Here is a 21,668-nt window from a genome sequence, read left to right as displayed (position 1 = left end):
GTTTCGCGTCTGTCACCGTCCGGTGATCCGGAACCGCTCCGTCCCTGATCCGGAGCTCGCGAAGTTGCGATCCCCGAGGTAGGTGGCCCGGACCGTCCAGCGGCCGGCATCCATCCCCTTGGGCAGCCGCACGGTCCGCTGGCCCGGCACGATCCGGACCAACCGCGTCCGGGTGACGGTCCGGAGCCGGACCTTGCCGAGCACCCGCTGCTTCACCGTGCCGCGAGCCACGATCCGCACCGTGCCGGTCGGCGTCGCCGTGCCGGCCCGGAGCTTGACCGTCAACCGGGCGTGGGTGGGCTTGCGCAGCTTCTTCGCACCCGCGGTGGTGACCACCCGCAACCGCACCGTCGGCCCGGCGGCCTTCGCGACCCGGACCACACCGGTACTGCTGGAACTGCGCTGGGTCGCGTTGCCGGTGAAGGTCACCGCGAAGAGGTGCCGACCGGCAGCCAGCTTGCTGGGGAGCTTCACGGTGACGCTGCCGTCCGCCAGCGACGCGGTGAGCAGGGTGCCGATGCCGCTGATCGCGACCTCTCCCCTACCGGCCCCGCCCTGGGCGTCGGTCACCGTGACCCGGACCGTGCTGCTCCGACCGTGGGTGCCCGGAGAGATCGGGCCGAGAGTCACGCTGGTCGCGACGGCGTCAGCTGCCTTGGTCGTCCAGACCGCGGTGTAGCTGCGGTCACCGACGGAGCCCGTCGGAACCGTCACCGATCGGGTCGGTTCGGTGAGCTCGTGGCCCACCCAGCCCAGGAACTCGTAGCCGCCACGCGTCGGGTTCGCCAGCGTGAACGACTCCGACTCCACGTGGTAGCTCCGCGGGTTGCTGGTCTCGAGCAGGCCCCCGTCGAGGTCGTAGCTCACCCGGTAGTCGATCCGCTCCCAGGTGGCGGTGTAGTCGCGGTCACCGGTGGAGCCGGTGGCGATGGTGACCTCGGTGGCGGGCCGGCTGATCCCGGTACCGGTCCACCCGGTGAACTCGTACCCGGCGCGGGTCGGGTTGACCAACGTGATCGGCTCGTCGTCGGCGGTGTAGGCCTCCGGGTTCTCCCCGGCCACGGAGCCGCCGGCCAGGTCGTAGCTGATCGTGTGCGCCGTCATCCGCCGCACGGTCCGGGTCCGCGAGGTGACCGAGTTCCCCGAGGGGTCGGTGAGCACCGCGTACCACTCCTGCTGCACCCCGAGCTCCGGGCTGAACTCGACCGTCCCGGCCTGGTCGCCGCGGAGCGACTGCGGCTCGCCGAGCTGGGTCGGCGCGCCCACCGAGAAGGTGATCCGGTCGGCGGCCAGGGTCCTGGTCTGGACGCCGCCGAGGTCGAGCTCGATGACGTAGTTCTCGGCGTTGTCGCCGTGGAAGCCGGGCGTCGCCGCCTCGTCCATCTCGTAGTTCCAGCGGCCGTCCGAGGTGCTCGACTGCAGCCACGGCGAGTAGGTGTTGACGTGGATCAGACCGTTCTCCGCGTCGACACTGAGGTTCTTGAGGAAGCCGTGGCCGCCCCACGCCCGGGTCTGGTAGTCGGTCAGGATCCCGTAGGTCCGCGACCCGCCACCGTTGGTACGGGTCGAAACGAAGGTGCCGGAGTTGTGGCCCGCGAGCACCAGCTTCACGTTCGGGTACGGGTCGACCAGCAGGGTGTTGATCCGCGGGTTGGAGTAGTCGCCTCCCCCGTTGGCCACCAGGTAGTCGTGGGTACCCAGGATCACCGTGTAGTCAGGGTGCTGCTCGATCACCTGCTTGGCCCAGGCCAGGCCCGGGTCGTCGTCGGAGTTGGCCGACCAGTAGCCGACCTCGAGCCAGAGGATCTTCGCGCCGTCCTGCTCACCGGTGTAGTAGTAGTTGTCGACGTCGTGGCTGCCGCCGAACGTCCACGGCGAACCCTCCAGGCTGGCGGCGAACCGCTCCATCGGGAAGTACTTCGGCATCATCTGCCGACCGTTGCGACCCTCGTTGTAGTCGTGGTTGCCCCACGAGATCATGAACGGGATGTCGTGCTCCTCGAGGATCCGGGCCGACGGCTCAGCGTCCTGCCACTGCCACTCGTCCTCGAACTCCTCGCGGTTCACCCAGTCGCCGGCCTGCAGCACGAACGCCGTCTTCCGCTCGTCGGCGTGGTCGCGGATGTACTCGAACTGTTCGGTCATCGTCCACGGGGTCGCCTCGGTATAGAGCTGGGTGTCGCCGACGTGGTTGAACGACCAGTCGTAGTCGTCGGGTGAGGGCATCGTGTTGTCGTAGTCGCGGTCCTCGCCCCACGGGAGCTCGGTCAGGCCGCGCCAGACGAGCACGTTCATCGTGCCGTCCTGATCGACTGCATGGTCGGCCGCGGTCGCCCGGACATCGAGGTTGAGTTGACCTCGCTGCGCGTCGGCCTTCGCCTCGGCCATGGTCCAGCGACCGGCCTGGGTGTCCCAGAGCCAGATCGATACGGTTCGGTCATCGCCGGTGCCTCGCCAGGAGAAGTGGTACTCCCCCTCCGCCACCTGCTCCGGGGTGAGGCTGATCGTATAGATCTGGAAGGGGTTCTCGTCCTCACCGACGGTGGTGGCCAAGCTGGAGCTGCTCACCTTGCCGCTCTGCGGGGTGAGGGCGTCCGGCACCCGGTCCTTCGTCGATCCGGTCCGCACCACCAGGTTGGTGTCGTTCAGGGCGGTGGTCGGGTGGGTGAAGAAGCGGGCCTCGACCCGTTCCGCGTCCACGCTCTTCGGCTCGACCCGCAGGGTGAGCGGCCCGTTTGCCGGGCGCTCATCACTGACGACCGGGTCGGCCGGTGCCTTGGTATCGGTCACCTTCAACCGGAGCGAGGCGGTGGCGGTCCTGGTCGGATCGGCGACGGCGCTCGCAGTGAGTTCGACGACGACGTCGGTGCCGGTCACGTTGACCGGGATCGGCAGCGCGAAGGTACCTGCGTCGACCTGCTCGGCGAAGACCTCCTCGCCGCCGACGGTCGCCACCACCCGCGAGCGACGTGACAGGCTGCCGAAGAGCTCGACCAGACCTGCCTCCACCTCAGCACCGTCACCGGGGGCGCCGAGGGCCAGCGTCAGGGTGTCGTTGGCACGCTCCACCATCTCGCCGTAGCTGACGGCGTCGCCGAAGTAGTTCGCCGCCCGGAAGGCGTCGTACTCGGGGATGAACTCGTTGCTCGCCACCCAGAGCTCGTCCACGGTGCCGCGGAACGGAGCGACCAGTGCGTTGGGGTCGGTCGCCGAGACCGAGACGTCGCCGATGGTGGTGAGGACGTCACGCTCGGACTCCATCCGGCGGCCCTCACCCATCGCGGCGCTGACGATCTCACCGTCGATGAAGACCGCGTAGGTCATCCCGTCGAAGGTCATCGTGACCACGTGCGGCTTGCCGTCGACGGCGAAGGCCGAGTTCGCGCCACCGAACGGCAGCGTGGTGCGGGCCGCACCGTCGGTCTTGCTGGCGCTGAGTCGCATCGTCGGCTTCTCGGCTCCCGGCTGCTGCTTGCCGAAGAGCCCCGTCTCCGGCGCGGTGAACGCCGCGAGATCGTCGGCGGTGAGGCTGTAGATGCCCGAGACCGTGAAGTTGCGGGCGAAGCCGCCGAGGTCACCGCCGTACTGCAGGCGCGATCCGTCGAACTTCATCACCTGGGCACCGGCCAGTCCGTCACCGGTGCTGGTGCGGCCGCTCAGGTCGGCCCCGACCAAGGTGCCGGTGCGCTTCCCGGTGGCGTCGCGGCGGGTCTCACCGCTGCGGGTCGTCGCGCCGAAGTGCTCCACCAGTTCGAAGTCGGCACTCCACACGTCGGTGGGGTCGTTCTCGACGGCGCCACCGCCGCCGAAGTAGGCCCACACCGTCTGGTTGGACGACTTGGCCAGTTCCGGAAGCTTGACCCAGACCACCGAGGTACCGCCCGGCTGCCAGGTCTCGACCTCGAAGGAGAGCGGAACGCTACGCGGGGTGGTGATCGCCAGGGTGCTGGCGTCGACGTCCGGCGTCTGCTCGATCGTCAACCGCACCGGTACGTCGGCCAAGGTGCGGCGCTGCGCGTTGCGGACCGTGATCGGCATCCGCGACGTCGCCCTCGCGTCCGCCCAGGCGACCTCGGACCCGTCGGCGGACAGCGTGTTGTGCAGCACGCCGATCGCCTCCTCGGCGGCCCGCAACCGGTCCAGGTTCTTCAGGTACTGACGCTGCGCCTTGCTGAGCGCCTTCACCGCGCGCCGGGCATCGCGGATTGCCGGCTCGTCGTCGAGGGTGATGCTGGCGGCGTCGGGCAGCGCGGCGAGTTGTGCGTCGACCGGACCGACCTGGCGGTCGATCCCGAACCCTTCGGCGAAGAGCGGCTTGCCGCGGTTGGCGATCTCGTAGCGGTTCACCGTGAGCCGCGAGTCGGTCACCTCGACCCCCAGGAAGGACTCCCCTGCGTTACCCCACCGGGTGCCGCCGCCGAGCCGGTCGAACAGGTCGAGGTAGGCCTCGAGGTCGAAAGCCCCGGCCGCATCGGTGAGCTGGCCGTAGTGCTTCGCGCCGGCGGTTCCGGGCGTCACGTAGAGGGTGCCGTCGGGCTCGACGTTGTACTCGATGTTGATCCCGCCGATGCTCTCGCGGATCACGTCTACCGGCTTGGCTACCGCGTTCGCGGCCCCGGACGCGTCGTACTGCAGTACCTGACTCCGCGACCAGTAGTGGTCGTGGCCCTGGAAGACCAGATCGATGTCGAGCTCATCGATCAGCGGGACCAGACGCTCGCGCATCGAGATGATGTCGGCGTCCGTAGGGTGCGCCCCAGCGGTGTACGGGCCCTTGTGGGTGGTCAGGATCAGCCAGTCCGCGCCGCGTTCGCGGGCAGCGAGGGCGTCGGCGCGCAACCAGGCGAGCTGCGCATCCGAGATCGCCGTGAAGTCGGTGTCGCTCATGTCGGTGGCGTCACGATCCTCACCCTCGTTGGTGTTGAGCATCATGAAGTGCGCGCCGTTGTAGTCGTAGGAGTAGTAGGCGCCGGTGCTGGCGTCCTGATCGTTCGGCTGCTCCAGCGTGAAGTGGTCGATGAAACGGTTCTTGTGCAGGTCGTGGTTGCCCGAGACCGGCGCGATGGTGGTCGCCAGCAGGCTCTCCTGGGCGGCGCCGAACAGATCGGTCCAGTCGGACTCGACGTCGCCGGTCTGCACGACGTCACCGTTGTGCACCATGAACTCCGCGTCCGGCACCGCCGTCAGCGCCTTGGCCATCGTCGCGGCCGAGACAGCGGCCTCGCTGGAGCCGCCGCGCGCCTGGGTGTCGGCCAGGTCGATGAAGGAGAAGTCGCCCTCACCCGACGGCGTCACGAAGGTACCGATCTCGCTCCAGATCCCGGTGTGGTTGTCTCCGACCCGGTAGCGGTAACTGGTGCCGGGGGTCAGCTCGTTCGCCACCACCCGGAAGATCGTCTCGCCGTCCTCGCTCAGCTCCTGGGTCGCCGCAAGCACGGTGCTGGCGTCGTCCGGGAAGGTCGGATCGGTACTGAGCAGCACCGCGGGCTCCTCGGCCGCATAGTCCTGGTACCAGGTGAAGGCGCGCTGCGTGCTCGGGTCGCCGTAGAAGGTGTTGGTGATCCGGTTGGGCAGATCCTCGACCAGCACGTACTTGATCTTCGGGGTCCGTGCGGTCGCGTCCCACAGCCAGGTGTCCACGAAGTTCCAGCCGAGCTCGACATAGGTGGATTTCACCGCCAGACCCTGGTCGGTGGTGTCGGTGCCGTGCTGGCCACGCGTTCCCGGACCGTCGACCGGCGCGCCGGCGACGGTGATGGCGCTGTTGGCCAGGTTCTGCTCCGCCACCCAGGCGCCGGCGCCTCCGACGTCGCCGACGATGCGACCGGCGCGGCCGGCCGCGGCATCGGGGTGCTCCACCTCACCAGCGACGACCACGTTGCCCCGCACCGTCGTCTCGGCGCCGGTCGGCGCGGCGACGACCAGACCCGCGGCACCGGCGTCGTCGTGGACGGCGACTCGAGCGGTGACCAGGTTCTGTCGCACCTTGGCGCCGTCGGAGAGGTCACCGACCAGACCTCCAGCGCGGTGCTGCGCGGTGACGGCAAGGTCCACGACGTTCTCGCGCAGCACGACGTCGCCGCGGGCCTCGGCCACCAGGCCACCGACGACCTCGGCGTCGGCCGCGGTCAGTGCGGTGGCGCTGACCTGGACCAGGGAGATCTCGCTGCTCCGCTCCTCGGTACCTTCTGCGCTCACCGCGACAGCCGCGACCCGTTCGGTGGCGGCGGTGGGCTGCGCGGTCACCTCGACCAGGTTGAGGTTGCGGACCCGGCCGGTCAGCTCCCGGATCAGGCCCAGGTCGGCGGAGTGCGTGCTGGGCACCAGCCGCAGTCCGGAGATGGTGTGGCCGGCGCCGTTGAGGTCGCCGGCGAAGGTGTCGATGCCGACGAAGTCACCGTCGTAGTCGATGTCAGCCGTCAGCGCCACCGAGGCGCGGGCATAGCTGGCGGCGTCGCTGTTGAGCGCACCGGTCAGCACGTCGAGGTCGGTGGCCGAGTCGATCAGGTAGGGGTCGGTCGAGGTGCCGGCGCCGGGAATGCCGGCCTGCTTGAGCGGCGGCAACGCGGCCAGGCGTGGGGCCGCCTGGGAGATCTGCGGCTCCCAACGCCACACGTCGGCGAAGTCCCAGCCGAGGCCCGCGTAGGTCGGTTGGCCGGTCAGGTCGGGTAGGGCCGGCTCGTCGGCCGGGGAGAGCGTGCCGCGGGTGGCCGGAGCACCGGGCACCGATCCGGCCTTGATCGTGGTCGCGGTGCTGACCAGGTTGTCGCGGGTGCCGGTCATCGCTTCGGGGCCGACGGCCGAGGTGCCGGAGCCCGACTTGGAGACGCCGCCGCGGAGCACGACGTTGCCGGCCACGTCGATCCCTGCTCCACCTTGGGAGATGAGCAGGCCGGCGGTCGCACCCGAGCCCCCGGCGTCACTGAGGACGGTGACGTCGACCAATAGGTTCCGTTCGATCTTCACCGCGCCGGACCGCGGGTAGGCCGCGACGCCGGCGGCGTACTTGTGGCCGGTGACCGCGACGTTCCAGAGCAGGTTGTCGCTGATCACGCTGGAGCCGGTGGCGCTGCCCACGACGCCGCCCGCCTGGGTGTTCACCACACCGCCGGGGCCGAGCCGGACCGAGGAGTCGAGGATCGTGTTCTGGGAGATCACCGAGTTCGTGGCCATCCGGGCGATCAGCCCCGCGGCGCCGTCGCCGGTCGCGGTGACGCCGGAGACGTTGCGCAGGGTCAGACCGCGCACCTGGGCGCCGTCGAGGGTCTGGAAGAACGCCACGCTGTTGGCGGCGTTGCTGTAGACCATGTTGCTGATGCTGTGCCCGTCACCGTCGAACGTGCCCCCGAAGGTGGTGAACCCGGCGAAGGTGCGGCCGCCGTAGTCGAGGTCCGCCGCCAGTCGGTAGGAGAGCGAACCGTAGGCGACGGCGTCGGTGTTGACGGCAGTGACCACGGCGTCGAGGTCTTCGGCCGTGTCGATCAGCAACGGCTGGGCGGGGGTTCCGTCCCCCTCCAGCCCGGGCAGGGTGGCCGCGCTGGCGGAGTCGGCGAACGGGACGAACCCGACCAGACCGATCAGGGCCGCCGAGAGCAGCAGGGTGAGGGCCCGGGCCCGGCGCAGGAGCCGGGGCGGTGCGAGGTGCGTGAACACGTGTGACTCTCCTTGGCTTACTTCGTGATCCGGAACTTCACGCGCTGCGACGTCGAGGGCTTGTGCCCCGCGTCGCCGGCGTAGCTGGCCTTGACCGTCCACCGGCCGGGCTTCAGTCCGGCTGGCAACGGGACGACGCGCTGACCGAGTCCGACCTTGATCGTGCGGACCCGCTTGACCGTCTTCCCGTTCTTCAACTTCCCGGTGGCGACGATCCGCACGGTGCCCTTCGGAGCGGCTTGGGCGGCTGCGCGGGCGAAGGTGATCCGGACCTGCTTGGGGCGGTTCAACCGGACCCCGCGGGCGTTCTTCTTGAGCACCGTGAGGCGCAGCGTCGTCGACGCCTTCGTGGCGGGACGGAGCTGCTCCCAGGTGGCGGCGTAGGCGCGGTGGCCGGTCGAACCGGTCGCGATGGTGACGCTCAACGCCGGTGCGCTGAGCCCGGTGCCGACCCAACCGGTGAACCGGTGACCGGAGCGGGTCGGGGTACGCAGGGTCAGCGCTGTGCTCTCGATGGTGTACCCGGCGGGGGTCTCGAACTCCGTCGTGCCGCCGCGCAGGTCGATGCTCACCCGGTAGGTGATCGGGGTCCAGGTGGCCAGGTAGCTGCGGTCACCGCTGGCCCCGGCCGGAACCCTCGGCTGCAGGGTGGGCTGGTCGAGGTCCGTACCGGTCCAGCCGGCGAAGGTGTATCCGGTGCGGGTCGGGGCGACCAGGTCGAAGGCACCGGTCTCGACCGTGTAGTCGGTACGGTTGCCGTCTGCCACGGTGCCGCCCGCCAGCTGATAGCTGATCGCGTACTCGAGCGCGGTCCAGGTCGCCGTGTAGGTGCGTGCACCGGTCGACCCCTGGGTCACTTCGACGCGCTTGGCCGGAGCGTCCAGGTCGGTACCGAGCCATCCCGCGAACCGGTAGCCGGGGCGGATCGGCGCGTGCAGCTCGAAGCTGGCGGTCTCCAGGTCGTAGGCGGTGGGGTTGGCGGCCTGCTCGGCGCCGCCGGCCAGGTCGTAGCTGATCGGGAAGGCGACGGGGCCGGACCAGGTCGCGGTATAGCTGCGGGCACCGAGGGCGCCCCGCTCGACGGCGACGTCGAGGGTGGGCTCGCTCAGTCCGGTTCCGATCCAGCCGGCGAAGGCGTAGCCGGGACGGGTCGGCACGTCGAGGATGAAGGTGTCGGACTCGATCGTGTACGTGGCGGGGTTCGTCGCGGCGGTGGTACCACCGGCCAGGTCGTAGCTGATCGGATACTCCACCGGCGACCAGGTCGCCAGGTAGGAACGGTCGCCCGAGGTTCCACTCGCCAGCGTGACCTCGCGGGTGGCGCTGGCCAGGTCGGTACCGGTCCATCCCAGGAAGTCATAGCCTCCACGGACCGGCTGCCCCAGGGTGAGCGCGTCGCCGAAGGTGTAGGCCACCGGGTTGGCGGCCGCCTCTCCCCCGGCCAGGTCGTAGCTGATCTGATAGCTCGGCAAGGAGGCCCGCGCCAGGATCGGGTGCCGCGCGCTGTCGTGCCAGCGCCACGGGGCGGACAGGTCCCAGGCCAAGCCCTGGTAGGTCGCGGGCGCGGTCAGATCGGGCAGGTCCGGTTCGCTCTGCGGCGTCAGGGTGCCGCGGGTGGCTGCCGGGCCGGCGACCGAACCGGCCTTGATCGTGGTCGCGGTGCTGACCAGGTTGGCGGCCGGGCCGGTCATCGCCGAGGTGCCGACGGCGACGACACCCGACCCGGTCCGCGCGGCCGACCCACGGAGGACGACGTTGCCCGAGGTGTCACTGCCGTCGCCGCGCTGGGCGATCAGCAGTCCGGCAAAGGCCCCGGAGCCTCCGGTGTCACTGACCACGGTGGTGTCCACCATCAGGTTCCGGGTGATCCGGGCACCGGGTAGGGGGTAGGCGACGAGCCCTGCTGCGTACTTGTGGCCGGTGACCGAGACGTTCCACAACAGGTTGTCGCTGATCACGCTGGTACCGCCGGTGCTGCCCACCAGACCTGCCGCCTGCGTGTTCACGAGGCCGCCGGCACCGAGCCGCACCGTCGAGTCGAGCAAGGTGTTGCCGGTGATCACCGAGTCGTTCGCCGACCGCGCGATCAGGCCGGCACCCGAATCACCGTTGGTGGTCGCGGCGACGGCGTTGCGGAGCGTCAGGTCGGTGACCGTGGCGTTCTGGAGGGTGCGGAAGAAGCCGACGTTCCCCTGGTTGTTGGCGAGGACCACATTGCCGATCTGGTGGCCGTCGCCGTCGAAGGTGCCGGAGAAGGTGTCGAACCCGGCGAAGGTCGCGCCGCCGTAGTCGACGTCCGCGCCGAGCCGGTAGGAGAGGCTCCCGTAGGTGGCGGCGTCCGTATTGACGGCGGCGGCGACGGTGTCGAGGTCGGCGGCCGAGTCGATCACGACCGGGTCCAGAGCGGAACCGTCGCCGCTGAGACCGGGGACGGTCGCCGCCGTCGCCGGACTCGCGATCGGCCCGACCCCCACGAGCCCGACGGCGACCGCGACAGTCGACAGGAGACAGAGACGGGTCCGGCGCGAGAACCGGGACGGGGCAGAGCGCGACAGCATGGAGACTCCCTGGCTAGAGCGTGCGAACGCCCGCGGCGAGAGCCGCGGGCACCACGCAGAAGCTTGGAAGGCGCAAAGGTTTCAAAACCGACTCTTCGGTTCCCCCCGCACGACGTCCGGGTGAACAACTGGCGTCACCCGGCGAGTCGGATCACCGGGCGCGTCGCCGCCGCAGGAGCCACCAGAGCCCGCCGCCGAGGCCGAGGGCTGCCCCGATCGAGCCGAGTTGGAGGACGGCACTGCGCCCTGCGTCTGCGGCAGTTGTGTTCTCGCCGTCCGCGCCGTCACCCAACGTCCAACTGAGCGCATTACTGGTGCTGGAGTAGGCGTGCCGCTGGCCGTTCGGCCCCTGCGCCAAGGTGCGGTAGGCGGGGTCGATGTCGGTCAGCGTCTGCACCGCGATCTCGGCTGCGGCCACCGGGCCACCGCAGTCGAAGACCAGGCTTGCGCCGTCGCGGGCAACGTTCTGCACCGGTTCCAGATCGCCGCGACAGCGCTCACCGCCGACCCGCACCGTGATCCGGTCGTTCAGATACGCGGCCAGCACCTCGGCCTGCTCGGCGAGACGGACTCCGGCCGGCACCGATGAGGCGTCCGCGTCGAACTCACCGTCCTCGAAGACCACCACATGTTGCCCACCCACCACCCCGAGACGGGCGGCGAGTGCGGTCACGTCGTCGGGTGCTGCCGACCAGGTGATCCGGACGCCGTCCGGGTGTGCGGCGACCTTGAGGGACTGGGGTTCACCGAACGGATGGGCGGCTACCGGCACGATGGTCAGGGCCAGCGCGCCGAGAGTGAGGGCACAGAGTCGAAGACGACGCACAGCCGAGCATGATCCACGCCGCACCTGACCGCGCAGGGCCGAGCCGCTGAACCCAGTTCGACCGCCGGGTGAACTCGGCGTTACTCGACGAGAGCGCCGACCAGGGTCTCCTGGAGATAGCCGACCCACTCGTAGATGTCGTGGGCCTGGGCCATCGGGTCGTCGTCGGGGAGCGAGTACCAGTACTCCTCGTTCTCCTCGGTGACCCCGAGCCGGGTAGCGAGCGCCAGCCGGATGTCGGCGAAGCCCCGGAGCCAGAGTTCGGCGATCGGTTCGGTGAGTTCGACGTCGATGTGCAGTCCGTCGTCGACCACCTCGTCGGGGAGCCCCGCGTCGTCCAGATCATCGATGATCTGGCCAGCGGCTTGGGCTTTGCTGTCCCGCAGGGCGCCTTCGGTGAACCGGCGGAAGTCACCGGCCGCCTCTTCGTCGTCGCGGTAGGCGCTCGGGAAGAGCCGCGCCAGGACCGGGTCCTCGGGGGCGGTGGTGGGTCCGCTGAAGTCCATCAGCGCCTCGAGCGGGTCGCCCGTACTCGTGGGTGCCGCGACCTCGTTGCGGAGCAGTTCCACCATCTGGGAGGCGAGCGACCGCAACAGCTCCGCCTCGAAGCCGGTGAAGTTGGCGATCACCAACCGGCTGGTGCGGTGCCTGGCGAACCCGGTCATGCTGCCGTCCTCCTCGTTCACGAACTCCGCTCCATGGTGGCCCAGAGTCCGTACTCGTGCATCGCCTGCACGTCACGCTCCATCTCTTCGCGGGTGCCGGTCGAGACCGCGGAACGGCCGTCGTTGTGCACCTCCATCATCAGCTTCTCGGCCTTCGCCTTGTCGTAGCCGAAGTACTTCTGGAAGACGTAGGTGACGTAGGACATCAGGTTCACGGGGTCGTTCCACACGATCGTCACCCAGGGCTTGGCGAGAAAGGTGATCTCGTCAGGTGCTTGGGTGACGCCGAGGTCTGGTTCAACGTGAACCGGGCTAGAAGCTGTCACGTCGATATCGTGACACAGTGACTCTCGTGCGCCCTTCAAGTGCCCTGCTGACCGACCACTACGAGCTGACCATGCTGCAGGCAGCACTCGCCTCCGGCACCGCACATCGGCGTTCGGTCTTCGAACTCTTCCCCCGCCGACTGCCTGCTGGTCGTCGCTACGGCATCGTCGCGGGAGTCGGTCGGGCACTGGACGCGTTGACCGACTTCCGGTTCGACGCGGAGGTCCTGGAGACGCTGCGCGACGTCGTCGACGCGCCCACGCTGGACTGGCTGGCCGGCTACCGGTTCACGGGAGACATCTGGGGCTACGCCGAGGGCGAGGCCTACTTCCCCTACTCCCCGCTCGCCGTCGTCGAGGGCACCTTCGCCGAGGCGGTCGTCCTGGAGACGTTGCTGCTCTCGATCTACAACCATGACTCGGCGATCGCCTCGGCCGCGTCCCGGATGACGCTGGTCGCCGGCGACCGGCCCTGTATCGAGATGGGGTCACGACGGACCCACGAACAGGCGGCCGTGGCAGCGGCCCGGGCGGCCTACATCGCCGGCTTCGCCAGCTCCTCGAACCTGATGGCGCGGCAGCGCTACGGCGTGCCCACCGCGGGTACCTCGGCGCACTCCTTCACGCTGCTGCACGACACCGAGGCGGACGCGTTCCGGGCCCAGATCACCAGCCAGGGTGTCGGAACGACGCTCCTGGTCGACACCTACGACGTCGCGGCCGCAGTCCGTCAGGGCATCGAGATCGCCGGCCCCGAACTGGGTGCGGTACGGCTGGACTCCGGCGATCTCGGGGTGGTCGCCCGCGAGGTCCGCGATCAACTGGACGCGCTCGGCGCGCACCGGACCAAGATCGTGGTCACCTCCGATCTCGACGAGTACGCGATCGCCGCGCTCGCCGTCGCTCCGGTCGACGGGTACGGCGTCGGCACCCAGTTGGTCACCGGCTCCGGCCACCCGACATCGGGGTTCGTCTACAAACTGGTCGCCCGTGAGGACGACGACGGCACGATGATCTCGGTGGCGAAGAGGTCGAAGGACAAGATCTCGATCGGGGGCCGCAAGTTCGCTCTGCGGCGCCGTTCCGCGGCAGGGGTGGCGCAGGCCGAGGTGGTCGGCGTCGGCACCATGCCACGCGACGACGGCGACGACCGGCCGCTGCTGGTGCCGTTGGTCCGTGGCGGGGAGGTCGTGGGCGCCGAATCGTTGGAGACGGCCCGCGAACGGCATCGTCGCTCGGTCGCCGAGCTCCCCCGGGTCGTCCAGGCGATGTCGGCCGGTGACCCGGTGATCCCGACCCTGCATATCTGAGCGCCGGCGACGCCCCCACTAGGCTGTTCCCATGACGCGTGCGCTGATTGTGGTCGACGTTCAGAACGACTTCTGCGAGGGCGGTTCGCTGCCGGTCACCGGTGGTGCCCAGGTCGCCTACGACGTGGCGCAACTGGTCCGCAGCTGGCAGAGCAAGAACGAGGGCGCCCCCACCTGGAGCCACATCGTGGCGACCAAGGATCACCACATCAAGCCGGGCAGCCACTGGGCGAGCCACGGTAGCCAGCCCGACTACGTCAACACCTGGCCGGTGCACTGCCGGGTCGGCACCTCGGGCGAGGCGTTCCACCCCAACGTGGACCACCTGCCGTTCCACGCCATCTTCCTCAAGGGTGCCTACGAGGCCGCCTACTCGGGCTTCGAGGGTGCCACCGCCGACGGTGTGAAGATGGCGGACTGGCTGCGCAGCAACGGCGTCACCCAGCTCGACATCTGCGGCATCGCGACCGACTACTGCGTACGTGCGACCGCCTTGGACGCCGTCCGCGAAGGGTTCGAGGTCAACCTGCTCACCGATCTCTGCGCCGGCGTCGCTCCGCAGAGCACGACCGAGGCCCTCGCCGAGCTGAACCTGGCCGGGGTCAGCGCCGTCCAGCCGGTCTGAGTCGGCTACTCGCCCCGGAAGACCGGCCGCCGCTTCTCCGAGAAAGCGGCCATACCCTCGGCGACGTCCGCGGTCCGCATCAGCATGGTCTGGGTGTCGCGCTCGTACTCCAGCGCGGGTTCCAGACTCGCCCAGGCGGCTTGGTTGACCGCCCGCTTGGTGGCGGTCTGACCGAGCGGTGCTCCGTAACGGACCCGTTTGACGACCGAGGCCAGCTCGGCCTCGTAGTCGGCGTCGGCGACCAGGTGCGAGACCAGGCCGGCTCGGTACGCCTCGGGTGCCGCGAGCGGTTCGGCCAACAGCGCCATCCGCATCGCCCGGGGACGCCCGATCGCGGCGGCCACCGTCGCTGAGGCACCGCCGTCCGGCATCAGCCCGATCCGGGCGAAGGCCAACAACAGCGACGCCGACTCGGTGGTGACCGCGAGGTCGCAGGCCAACGCCACGGAGAGCCCGAGACCGGCAGCGACGCCGTTGACGCCGGCGACGACCGGCTTGTGACACTCCACGATGGCGCGGACCAACCGGTTCGCGGCGTCCATCGCGCGGACGTCGAACCGTTCGTGGGCATTCTCCCCACCGACGTCGGCGCCGGTACTGAACGCGGCGCCGGTCCCGGTGATCACGACCACCCGGATGTCGTCGCGACTGTTGACCTTCTCCAGTGCCTCGCTCACCGCGGTGACCATCTCACCGGTCAGGGCGTTGAACACCTCCGGGCGGTCGAACCGAAGCGTCAACACACCGTCGGTCTCGGAGACCGCGAGCCCAGGAATCGTCATGCCGCGACCCTAACCCGCGAGGGGCACCACAGGGTTCGGCTCAACACCATTGCTCAGCGAGGGCGGAGACGACCGTGACGTTGCGACTGGTGACCACACCGGTGAGTTTCCGCTCCACGCCGAGAGGGTCGGTCATCCCCTCGCGCCACTTCGGACCGAGCAGGAGGTGGGCGGCGCGGTTGCGGACCACGACGCGATGACCGTCCTTGGCCGCCCCTTCGAGCCGGGCCACCTCGTCGGCGCCCGGCTCGTCCTTGAGCAACATCACGTAGTGGCGCACCATCGCCGGGTCAGCCAGCTCAGCGGCGTCGGCACCGATCTTCGCGAACTCCGCGGCGGAGTAGACGATGGTGCGCACCTCGAACCCGCGGTCGCGTTCGAACGCCTCCTCCAACACCGCCTCGATCCGCACCCGTGAACGCATCGCGGTGCTGAACCGGACGTTGCCGGTGTTGATGTAGGTGGCGACGTCGCGAAAGCCCACCTCCTCGACACTCGCGCGGATCGCGTCCTTGGGGAACTTCCGGTTCGCACCGAGGTTGATCGCACGCAGGAAGCCGAGATAGGTGGGCATCCGCCTACTGTGCCCGAGCCCTACGACAGAAGGAAGGAGGCCCGCCACACCTTGCGGTTCCGGCTTCCGCCGATCATGTCGTGCTCGGCCAGGAACGGCATCACCTTCTCGCCCATCCAGCCGATCGTGGCCCGGTAGTGCGGGTTCGCCAGGGCGGTACGGCGTCCGAGCGCCGGGTCGATGCCGACCGCCTTGTAGACGTCGGGGTGCACCAGAGAACGCATCATGATGTAGGCGCCCTGTGCGGTGATGGTCTGGGCGAGCGTGCGCTGCACCTTGGAGATCCCGTCGAGCGCGGTGATCAGTTCGTCGCGGGCGAAGCTGACGTGCCGCGCCTCCTCGATGACGTGGATCCGCGAGACCTGGCGGACCAGCGGCTGTACCCGGTCGTCGTTCTGCATCTCGCGCTGCAGCCGGTCGACCGGCTCCTCCCCGATCAGGATCGAGGCGTAGGCCGCAGCCCCGGTGCTGAGGTAGGGGTAGACCGGCGCCAGCTTGTGGATCCAGCCACGCGGGCCATAGGCAGGGGCGCCGAAGTGGCCGATCGCCTTGCCGAACATCAGTGAGTGCCGGCACTCGTCGGCGATCTCGGTGAGCTCGAAATGGGTACGCGCCGAACGCGGGTCGCTGGCGTAGACGTCGCGGAGCAGGATCTGCATGAGGATGATCTCGAACCAGAGGCCCACGCTGGCGATCGAGGCGATCTCGTGCTTCGACAGCTCGACCTGCTGCTCACGGGTGAGGGAGTCGAAGAGCGGCGTGCCGTAGAGGGAGAGCCGCTCCGGCGACATCCAGAACAGCTCCGGGTCGGCATCGGCCGACCAGTCGATGTCGATCTCCGGGTCATAGGACTGGCGGGCGACCGACTTCAGCAGACGGGCAGCAACGGCGTCGTTGCCCGGGCCCGGCGCAGAGTCCAGCAGCGTCATCGAACACTCCTCAGATTGGTTGTACCGACAGTAACTGTTACCTCGGGTAACGCACAACAGGTAAGCTACCGCCATGGCTGAAGAAGATGGACGCAGCGCGCGGTGGAACACCCACCGCAGCGACCGGCGTGCCGAGCTGATCGAAGCGGCCGTGGCCGCGATCGACGAGCACGGCCCGGACGTCAGTGTCGCGATGATCGCCAAGGAGGCCGGCGTCAGTAAGCCGGTCATCTACCGGTACTTCGCCGACAAGTCGGAGCTCCATGCCGCGGTCGCGCACTGGGCGGCCGACCAGGTGTTGACCCGGATCAGGCCCGCCATGCTCGGCAGCGGCCCGATCCGCGGCCGATTGGCGGCCGCGGTCGAGTCGTACCTGAGCCTGATCTCCGAGCACCCGCAGGTCTTCCGCCTGCTGATCCAGTACCGCAGCGGCTCGGACAGCCCCCTGGCCGCGGGGACCGCGGCGATCTCGGCCGGCTTCTCCCGGCTGATCGGCGACACCATGCGCTCACTCGGGATCGACGCCGGCGGCGCCGAACCGTGGGGCGCCGGCCTGGTCGGCCTCGGCATCTACGCCGGCGAGTGGTGGCTGGATCGCGACACGATGTCGCGCACCGCGATCAGCGGTTACCTCACCGACTTCATCTGGCACGCCTTCGCCGGGATGGCCGCCGAACGCGGCGTCCGACTCGACGAGCTGGGCGGCATGACCCGCATCCCATCCGAAGGAGCACGATGACCCACCACGAAGCCGGCGCCGAGTACACCGGTCCGGCCAGGATCCAGAAGGACGGCTACGCCATCGAGGCCGAGGTCGCGCTCCGCGGGGCCCACCAACCGATCGACGGGGTTTTCCACTGGTACGGCCGGATCGACGCCGCGGCCGACACCTCCGGCTTCCGGTCGGGCGACCGGGTCGCGGTCGGCACCGACCACGGGATCGCCGACGCCCGGCTCTCCGACCTCGATCCGTGGGGCCGGTTCCGGATCACCGGAACCGGCCGCCCACCGTTCTAGAAGGCGCCCAGACCCTCGGCGATCAGCACCGCACCGAAGAGCACGAAGGCAGACGCCGCGCCGTACTTGATCGCCTTCTCCGGAAGACGCTTGCCGAGCATCGCGCCGACCCAGATCGCGAGCGCGTCGGCGGCGACCATGCCCACCGTGCTCCCGATCCAGGTGCCGAACCACCCCTCCTGGGTGGCCAGGGTGATGGTGGCCAGCATGGTCTTGTCGCCCAACTCGGCGAGGAAGAAGGCCACACCGACGGCGAGGATCGCCATACCGGTGGCGTTGCGGGCCTTCTTGGCCTCGTCCTCGGTGAGCTCGTCACCCTTCAGGGTCCACAGCGCGAAGGCCAGGAAGGCCACACCGGCGATCAGGGCGATCGTGTCCTGGCTGTCGGCGAACGAGTCGCCCACCCAGGCTCCGATCCCGACCGAGGCGAGGTGGACCAGCGCGGTCGCTGCAGTGATGCCGATGATCACGTCGCGGGCGCGGTAGCGCGCAGCGAAGGTCATCGCCATCAGCTGGCTCTTGTCTCCGAGCTCCGCAATGAAGATCACCACGGTACTCAGCAGGAATGCATACATCGGTACTTCTCCTTCGTAGCCTGACCGAAGGAGGATGATCCGCGGGGACGCAGCCTTCGACCAGGCGCATCTGTCCACAGGGGGTTGCGCTTCTGGTCGAAAGTCTCGTCCGCCATCCAGAGGATGGCCTGACGTGCCGGACCCGGAGGTCAGTATGTCGACACGCCTGTTGGGGACTACTCCCTTTCGCAGTTCCGGACCTTACCCCTCCCCATCGACAGGGTCCAATCCGTGCGGCAGCTCACAGGTTGCCGCGTGCGTCCTGCTCCCGTTCGATCGCTTCGAAGAGTGCCTTGAAGTTGCCCTTACCGAAGCCGAGCGAGCCGTGCCGCTCGATGAACTCGTAGAAGACCGTGGGCCGGTCGCCGATCGGCTTGGTGAAGATCTGGAGCAGGTAGCCGTCCTCGTCACGGTCGACCAGGATCTTGCGGCGCTTCAGCTCCTCGATCGGCACCCGGACCTCACCGATCCGGGCCCGCAGCTCGGGATCGTCGTAGTAGGAGTCCGGGGTGTCGAGGAACTCGACGCCGGCCTCGCGCAGCAGGTCGACCGTGCGCAGGATGTCGCCGGTCGCCAGGGCGATGTGCTGGCAACCCGCCCCGTCGTAGAACTCCAGGTACTCGTCGATCTGCGACTTCTTCTTCGCGATCGCGGGCTCGTTGAGCGGGAACTTCACCCGGTGGTTGCCACTCGCCACCACCTTGCTCATCAACGCCGAGTAGTCGGTGGCGATGTCGTCGCCGATGAACTCGGCCATGTTGGTGAAACCGAGCACCCGGTTGTAGAAGTCGACCCACTCGTCCATCCGACCGAGTTCGACGTTGCCGACACAGTGGTCGATCGCCTGGAAGAGGCGCTTGGGGTGTCCCTCCCGGCGGACCACGGTTCCGGCCCGGGCCACATAGCCGGGCAGGTAAGGACCGTCATAGCGGGACCGATCGACGAGCGTATGCCGGGTGTCGCCGTAGGTGGCGATCGCCGCCAGCACCACGGTGCCGAACTCGTCGCTCTGCTCGTGCGGCTCCACCAGTACCCGAGCACCCATCGCCCGCGCATGCTCGATGCAGCGCGCCACGTCGGGCACCTCCAAGGCGAGGTCCACGACGCCGTCGCCGTGCTTGCGGTGCCGGTCGGCCAGTTCACTGGACGGCGCCACCGCCCCCGAGATCACGAACCGTGCACTGCCGGAGCGGAGCACGAAACTCTTCGCCTCCCGCTCCCCCGTCTCAGGACCGCGGTACGCCTCCAGCTCCATGCCGAAGGCCAGTTGGTAGAAGAGCGCGGTCTGGGTGGCGTTGCCGACCACGAAGCCGACGGCGTCCAGTGCGGTGACCGGGAACGGGTCGGTGCTCGCGTCGTACTCGACCAGGCCGACGAGTTCCCGGAGTTGGTCGACGGTCAGGTCGGCCTTCAACTCATCAGCGGTGAGCGCGCCGCCATAGGAGGGGGCCTGCAGGTCTTCGGGCATCGAGGTGGACATAGAAGTGAGCGTGGTCACTGCGAGCAACTTGTGCAACAGTGCCCCAAAGGACTGCACAACCTGACCACCCGAGGGGCGCAGAATGGACGATCTAGACGTCAACCTGATCAAGCTGTGGCACAACGAGCCACGGATCGGCGTCCTGGAGGCCTCCCGGCGCCTCGGCGTTGCTCGCGGCACGGTTCAGGCGCGGTTGGACCGACTCGCCCGTGACGGCGTGATCACCGACTGGGGCCCCAACCTGGCTCCGGAGGCGCTCGGCTTCCCAGTGACGGCGTTCCTCACCCTGGAGATCCGCCAGGAGCCGACCGCGACCGGCGGCCATGACGCCGTCGCCGCGCACCTGGCCGCGATCGCCGAGGTGTTGGAGGCATCCACGATCACCGGAGCCGGCGACCTGTGGTGCCGGGTGGTGGCGCGCTCCAACGCGGACCTGCAACGGGTGATCGACCGGGCGTTGGCCCACCCGGCGATCGTCCGGTCGACGACAGTGATCGCACTGGCGACCCAGATCCCGTACCGGACACTGCCACTCGCCGAGACGGCACGCGACCGCGACGATCAGCCCAGCCGCTGAACCAACGCGGCGACCGCCGCACCGACGGCGGGGCCGACCTTGTCGGCCTCCAGGGAACCCAGCGTGATCACACCGATCGACGCCTCCAGGCCGAGCACGCCGAGTACCGGCGCAGCCAGGCCGTGCGCGCCAGCCTGAAGCTCGCCGTCCGAGACCACCGGGCCACCGGTGCCACTCCGTCCGGCGAGGATGGCGCGACCGGCAGCACCCTGCTCCAGCGGATGCCGGGCGCCCACCCGGTAGGAGACGTGGAAGTCGGTCCAACTCGGCTCGACGACCGCCAGCGCCAACGCCTCCCCACTGTCGACGACGGTCAGGTGGGCGGTACACCCGGTGACCTCGGCGAGCTCGCGGAGCAGCGGCAGCGTGGCGTCACGCAGTACGGGCTGGACCCCGACGGCGAGACGGAGCAGGCCGAGCCCGGCAGTGACCCGGCCAGCCTCGTCGCGACGGACCAGGGCGTGCTCGGCCAAGGTGGTGACCAACCGGTGGGTCACCGTCCGGTTGATACCGAGAGCGGCAGAGAGCTCGGTCACCGTCAGGCCGGCGGGAGTTGCCGCGAGCACCTCCAGTACGCGCAGCCCACGATCCAACGTCTGCGAGGTCTCGGCGGCCATGCGGCAACTCTAGTGCTGCCCGGATTCAGGAGAAGATCATGCAGCTCGACGTGGCGTGCGCGACCAGTCGCCCCGAGGCGTCGTGCAGTTCAGCGGTCGCCAACGCCGTGCTGCGGCCACGGTGCAGCACCCTGCCGCGCGCGGTGATCCGGCCGGAGTCGAGGGTGACGGCGCGAAGGAACTTCACATTGAGATCGAGCGAGGTGTAGCCCTGACCAGCTTCCAGCGTCGTGTGCACCGAACAGGCGGCAGCGGTGTCGAGCAGGGTCGAGAGCACTCCCCCGTGGACCATCCCGATCGGGTTGTAGTGCTTGGGCTGCGGGTCGAGGCCGACGGCGACCGATCCCGGCTCCACCTCGAACTCGACCATGCCCAGGGTCTCGGCGATCGGCGCGGGCGGCAGCTTGCCCTCGGCCATCGCCTGCAACAGCTCGAGTCCGGTCATCGTCATGAAGTCAGCCTGAGTCTCAGTCATGGATGCAGCCTCCCTCGGCCAAGCTGGGTCTGTCAATCGAACTCAGTAGATAGACTGCTCACATGGGCACCCCCGCAGCGCTGACCTACTCGGCCGACAACTGCACGATCGGTCGCACGATGGCGATCCTCGGCGAACGGTGGACCTTCGTCGTGGTCCGCGAGATCTTCAACGGGGTCAGGCGATTCGACGACATGCGCGCCCGCACCGCCATCCCCCGCCAAGTGCTCTCGAACCGGCTCAACCTGCTGCTCGAGCACGAGATCGTGCACAAGGTGCCGTACCGGCTCCCCGGCGCCCGCGAGCGCAACGAGTACCGCCTCACCGCGAAGGGCTTCGATCTCTATCCGGTACTGGTCGCCATCGCCTCATGGGGCGACCGCTACCTCGCCGACCCCGAAGGGCCACCGGTCGAGTTCGTCCACGCCGGCTGCGGCGCCCAGATGCAGGTCGGTCTGACCTGCGCAGCGGGCCACGAGGTGGACGACCTACGCACCGTCACCCCACGCCCCGGCCCGGGCGCCCACCACCGCAACGGGTAGCCGCACTCCGGTCTCGAACCCCGGTGATCGAGCCTGCCGAGATCACCACAAACCGGTCTCGAACCCCGCCGATCGAGCCTGTCGAGATCACCACAAACCGGTCTCGAACCCCGCCGATCGAGCCTGTCGAGATCACC

The 21,668-nt window shown here is 69.1% G+C and carries 18 protein-coding genes; 6 read left to right on the top strand and 12 right to left on the bottom strand.

Annotation, left to right across the window (positions count from 1 at the left end; genetic code table 11):
* Nucleotides 1–12: 12 nt before the first annotated feature.
* The 5 genes from ACLM5J_RS05285 to clpS form a co-directional block, all read right to left on the bottom strand.
* The gene (locus ACLM5J_RS05285; protein WP_413655024.1) at nt 13–7,653 is read right to left on the bottom strand and encodes a DUF2341 domain-containing protein; all 7,641 of its coding nucleotides are present in this window, start codon (nt 7,651–7,653) and stop codon (nt 13–15) included.
* Between the two features lie 17 nt (nt 7,654–7,670).
* A complete protein-coding gene (locus ACLM5J_RS05280) occupies nt 7,671–10,211 on the bottom strand; it encodes an InlB B-repeat-containing protein (RefSeq protein ID WP_413655023.1) in 2,541 nt (846 codons plus the stop codon).
* Nucleotides 10,212–10,362: 151 nt separating this feature from the next.
* Nucleotides 10,363–11,037 carry a hypothetical protein gene (locus ACLM5J_RS05275; RefSeq protein ID WP_413655022.1) on the bottom strand — a complete coding sequence of 225 codons (675 nt, stop codon included), beginning with the start codon at nt 11,035–11,037 and terminating at the stop codon, nt 10,363–10,365.
* An 80-nt stretch (nt 11,038–11,117) separates the two neighbouring features.
* Entirely contained in the window at nt 11,118–11,723 is a 606-nt protein-coding gene (locus tag ACLM5J_RS05270) for a DUF2017 domain-containing protein (RefSeq protein WP_413655021.1), read from the bottom strand.
* Entirely contained in the window at nt 11,720–12,028 is a 309-nt protein-coding gene (gene clpS, locus ACLM5J_RS05265; protein ID WP_413655020.1) for an ATP-dependent Clp protease adapter ClpS, read from the bottom strand. The genes ACLM5J_RS05270 and clpS overlap by 4 nt, the downstream gene beginning before the upstream one ends.
* A gap of 26 nt (nt 12,029–12,054) precedes the next feature.
* Between clpS and ACLM5J_RS05260 the strand changes: the two genes are divergently transcribed.
* Together ACLM5J_RS05260 and ACLM5J_RS05255 are read left to right on the top strand one after the other, a co-directional pair.
* Nucleotides 12,055–13,338 (top strand): nicotinate phosphoribosyltransferase, encoded by a 1,284-nt coding sequence (locus ACLM5J_RS05260; RefSeq protein WP_413655289.1) that lies wholly within the window; start codon nt 12,055–12,057, stop codon nt 13,336–13,338.
* Between the two features lie 31 nt (nt 13,339–13,369).
* The gene (locus ACLM5J_RS05255; protein WP_413655019.1) at nt 13,370–13,963 is read left to right on the top strand and encodes an isochorismatase family protein; all 594 of its coding nucleotides are present in this window, start codon (nt 13,370–13,372) and stop codon (nt 13,961–13,963) included.
* Between the two features lie 5 nt (nt 13,964–13,968).
* Here the strand turns inward: ACLM5J_RS05255 and ACLM5J_RS05250 are convergent, their stop codons facing one another.
* Genes ACLM5J_RS05250 through ACLM5J_RS05240 form a run of 3 tightly spaced genes read right to left on the bottom strand, consistent with a single transcriptional unit; the run spans nt 13,969 to nt 16,248 of the window.
* On the bottom strand, nt 13,969–14,745 hold the full coding sequence (locus ACLM5J_RS05250) for an enoyl-CoA hydratase-related protein (RefSeq protein WP_413655018.1): 777 nt from the start codon (nt 14,743–14,745) through the stop codon (nt 13,969–13,971).
* A 40-nt stretch (nt 14,746–14,785) separates the two neighbouring features.
* Complete coding sequence (locus ACLM5J_RS05245; RefSeq protein ID WP_413655017.1) at nt 14,786–15,319, bottom strand: DUF1697 domain-containing protein; 534 nt, start codon at nt 15,317–15,319, stop codon at nt 14,786–14,788.
* Nucleotides 15,320–15,339: 20 nt separating this feature from the next.
* Nucleotides 15,340–16,248: an AurF N-oxygenase family protein gene (locus ACLM5J_RS05240; protein ID WP_413655016.1), complete on the bottom strand. Its 909-nt coding sequence runs from the start codon at nt 16,246–16,248 to the stop codon at nt 15,340–15,342.
* A gap of 73 nt (nt 16,249–16,321) precedes the next feature.
* Here ACLM5J_RS05240 and ACLM5J_RS05235 point away from each other — a divergent pair, with 73 nt between their 5' ends.
* Entirely contained in the window at nt 16,322–16,987 is a 666-nt protein-coding gene (locus ACLM5J_RS05235; RefSeq protein ID WP_413655015.1) for a TetR/AcrR family transcriptional regulator, read from the top strand.
* Nucleotides 16,984–17,265 (top strand): DUF4873 domain-containing protein, encoded by a 282-nt coding sequence (locus ACLM5J_RS05230; RefSeq protein WP_413655014.1) that lies wholly within the window; start codon nt 16,984–16,986, stop codon nt 17,263–17,265. Before ACLM5J_RS05235 ends, ACLM5J_RS05230 begins: the two co-directional genes overlap by 4 nt.
* On the opposite strand, the gene ACLM5J_RS05225 is transcribed toward ACLM5J_RS05230, so the two are convergent.
* A complete protein-coding gene (locus tag ACLM5J_RS05225) occupies nt 17,262–17,840 on the bottom strand; it encodes a TMEM165/GDT1 family protein (protein WP_413655013.1) in 579 nt (192 codons plus the stop codon). The two genes, ACLM5J_RS05230 and ACLM5J_RS05225, sit on opposite strands and share 4 nt — an antisense overlap.
* 241 nt (nt 17,841–18,081) lie before the next feature.
* Complete coding sequence (hppD, locus tag ACLM5J_RS05220; RefSeq protein WP_413655012.1) at nt 18,082–19,320, bottom strand: 4-hydroxyphenylpyruvate dioxygenase; 1,239 nt, start codon at nt 19,318–19,320, stop codon at nt 18,082–18,084.
* An 82-nt stretch (nt 19,321–19,402) separates the two neighbouring features.
* Here hppD and ACLM5J_RS05215 point away from each other — a divergent pair, with 82 nt between their 5' ends.
* Entirely contained in the window at nt 19,403–19,897 is a 495-nt protein-coding gene (locus ACLM5J_RS05215; protein WP_413655011.1) for an Lrp/AsnC family transcriptional regulator, read from the top strand.
* On the opposite strand, the gene ACLM5J_RS05210 is transcribed toward ACLM5J_RS05215, so the two are convergent.
* Both ACLM5J_RS05210 and ACLM5J_RS05205 read right to left on the bottom strand, forming a co-directional pair.
* On the bottom strand, nt 19,882–20,514 hold the full coding sequence (locus tag ACLM5J_RS05210) for an IclR family transcriptional regulator (RefSeq protein WP_413655010.1): 633 nt from the start codon (nt 20,512–20,514) through the stop codon (nt 19,882–19,884). The two genes, ACLM5J_RS05215 and ACLM5J_RS05210, sit on opposite strands and share 16 nt — an antisense overlap.
* 25 nt (nt 20,515–20,539) lie before the next feature.
* Complete coding sequence (locus ACLM5J_RS05205; protein WP_413655009.1) at nt 20,540–20,989, bottom strand: PaaI family thioesterase; 450 nt, start codon at nt 20,987–20,989, stop codon at nt 20,540–20,542.
* Between the two features lie 62 nt (nt 20,990–21,051).
* Here ACLM5J_RS05205 and ACLM5J_RS05200 point away from each other — a divergent pair, with 62 nt between their 5' ends.
* Complete coding sequence (locus ACLM5J_RS05200; RefSeq protein WP_413655008.1) at nt 21,052–21,531, top strand: winged helix-turn-helix transcriptional regulator; 480 nt, start codon at nt 21,052–21,054, stop codon at nt 21,529–21,531.
* The last annotated feature ends 137 nt before the right edge of the window (nt 21,532–21,668 follow it).

Origin of the sequence: Nocardioides sp. Bht2 (genome assembly GCF_047308515.1) — a bacterium.
In the GTDB taxonomy this organism is placed as follows: Bacteria; Actinomycetota; Actinomycetes; order Propionibacteriales; family Nocardioidaceae; genus Nocardioides.
Note: the sequence above shows the minus strand (reverse complement) of the source record. Positions and strands in the feature narration are given on the sequence as shown.

Coding starts and splice junctions, on each gene's coding strand:
- ACLM5J_RS05280 (WP_413655023.1), bottom strand. CDS start 10,211: ATGCTGTCGCGCTCTGCCCCGTCCCGGTTCTCGCGCCGGACCCGTCTC.
- ACLM5J_RS05255 (WP_413655019.1), top strand. CDS start 13,370: ATGACGCGTGCGCTGATTGTGGTCGACGTTCAGAACGACTTCTGCGAG.
- ACLM5J_RS05250 (WP_413655018.1), bottom strand. CDS start 14,745: ATGACGATTCCTGGGCTCGCGGTCTCCGAGACCGACGGTGTGTTGACG.
- ACLM5J_RS05245 (WP_413655017.1), bottom strand. CDS start 15,319: ATGCCCACCTATCTCGGCTTCCTGCGTGCGATCAACCTCGGTGCGAAC.
- ACLM5J_RS05240 (WP_413655016.1), bottom strand. CDS start 16,248: ATGACGCTGCTGGACTCTGCGCCGGGCCCGGGCAACGACGCCGTTGCT.
- ACLM5J_RS05235 (WP_413655015.1), top strand. CDS start 16,322: ATGGCTGAAGAAGATGGACGCAGCGCGCGGTGGAACACCCACCGCAGC.
- ACLM5J_RS05230 (WP_413655014.1), top strand. CDS start 16,984: ATGACCCACCACGAAGCCGGCGCCGAGTACACCGGTCCGGCCAGGATC.
- ACLM5J_RS05225 (WP_413655013.1), bottom strand. CDS start 17,840: ATGTATGCATTCCTGCTGAGTACCGTGGTGATCTTCATTGCGGAGCTC.
- hppD (WP_413655012.1), bottom strand. CDS start 19,320: ATGTCCACCTCGATGCCCGAAGACCTGCAGGCCCCCTCCTATGGCGGC.
- ACLM5J_RS05215 (WP_413655011.1), top strand. CDS start 19,403: ATGGACGATCTAGACGTCAACCTGATCAAGCTGTGGCACAACGAGCCA.
- ACLM5J_RS05210 (WP_413655010.1), bottom strand. CDS start 20,514: ATGGCCGCCGAGACCTCGCAGACGTTGGATCGTGGGCTGCGCGTACTG.
- ACLM5J_RS05205 (WP_413655009.1), bottom strand. CDS start 20,989: ATGACTGAGACTCAGGCTGACTTCATGACGATGACCGGACTCGAGCTG.
- ACLM5J_RS05200 (WP_413655008.1), top strand. CDS start 21,052: ATGGGCACCCCCGCAGCGCTGACCTACTCGGCCGACAACTGCACGATC.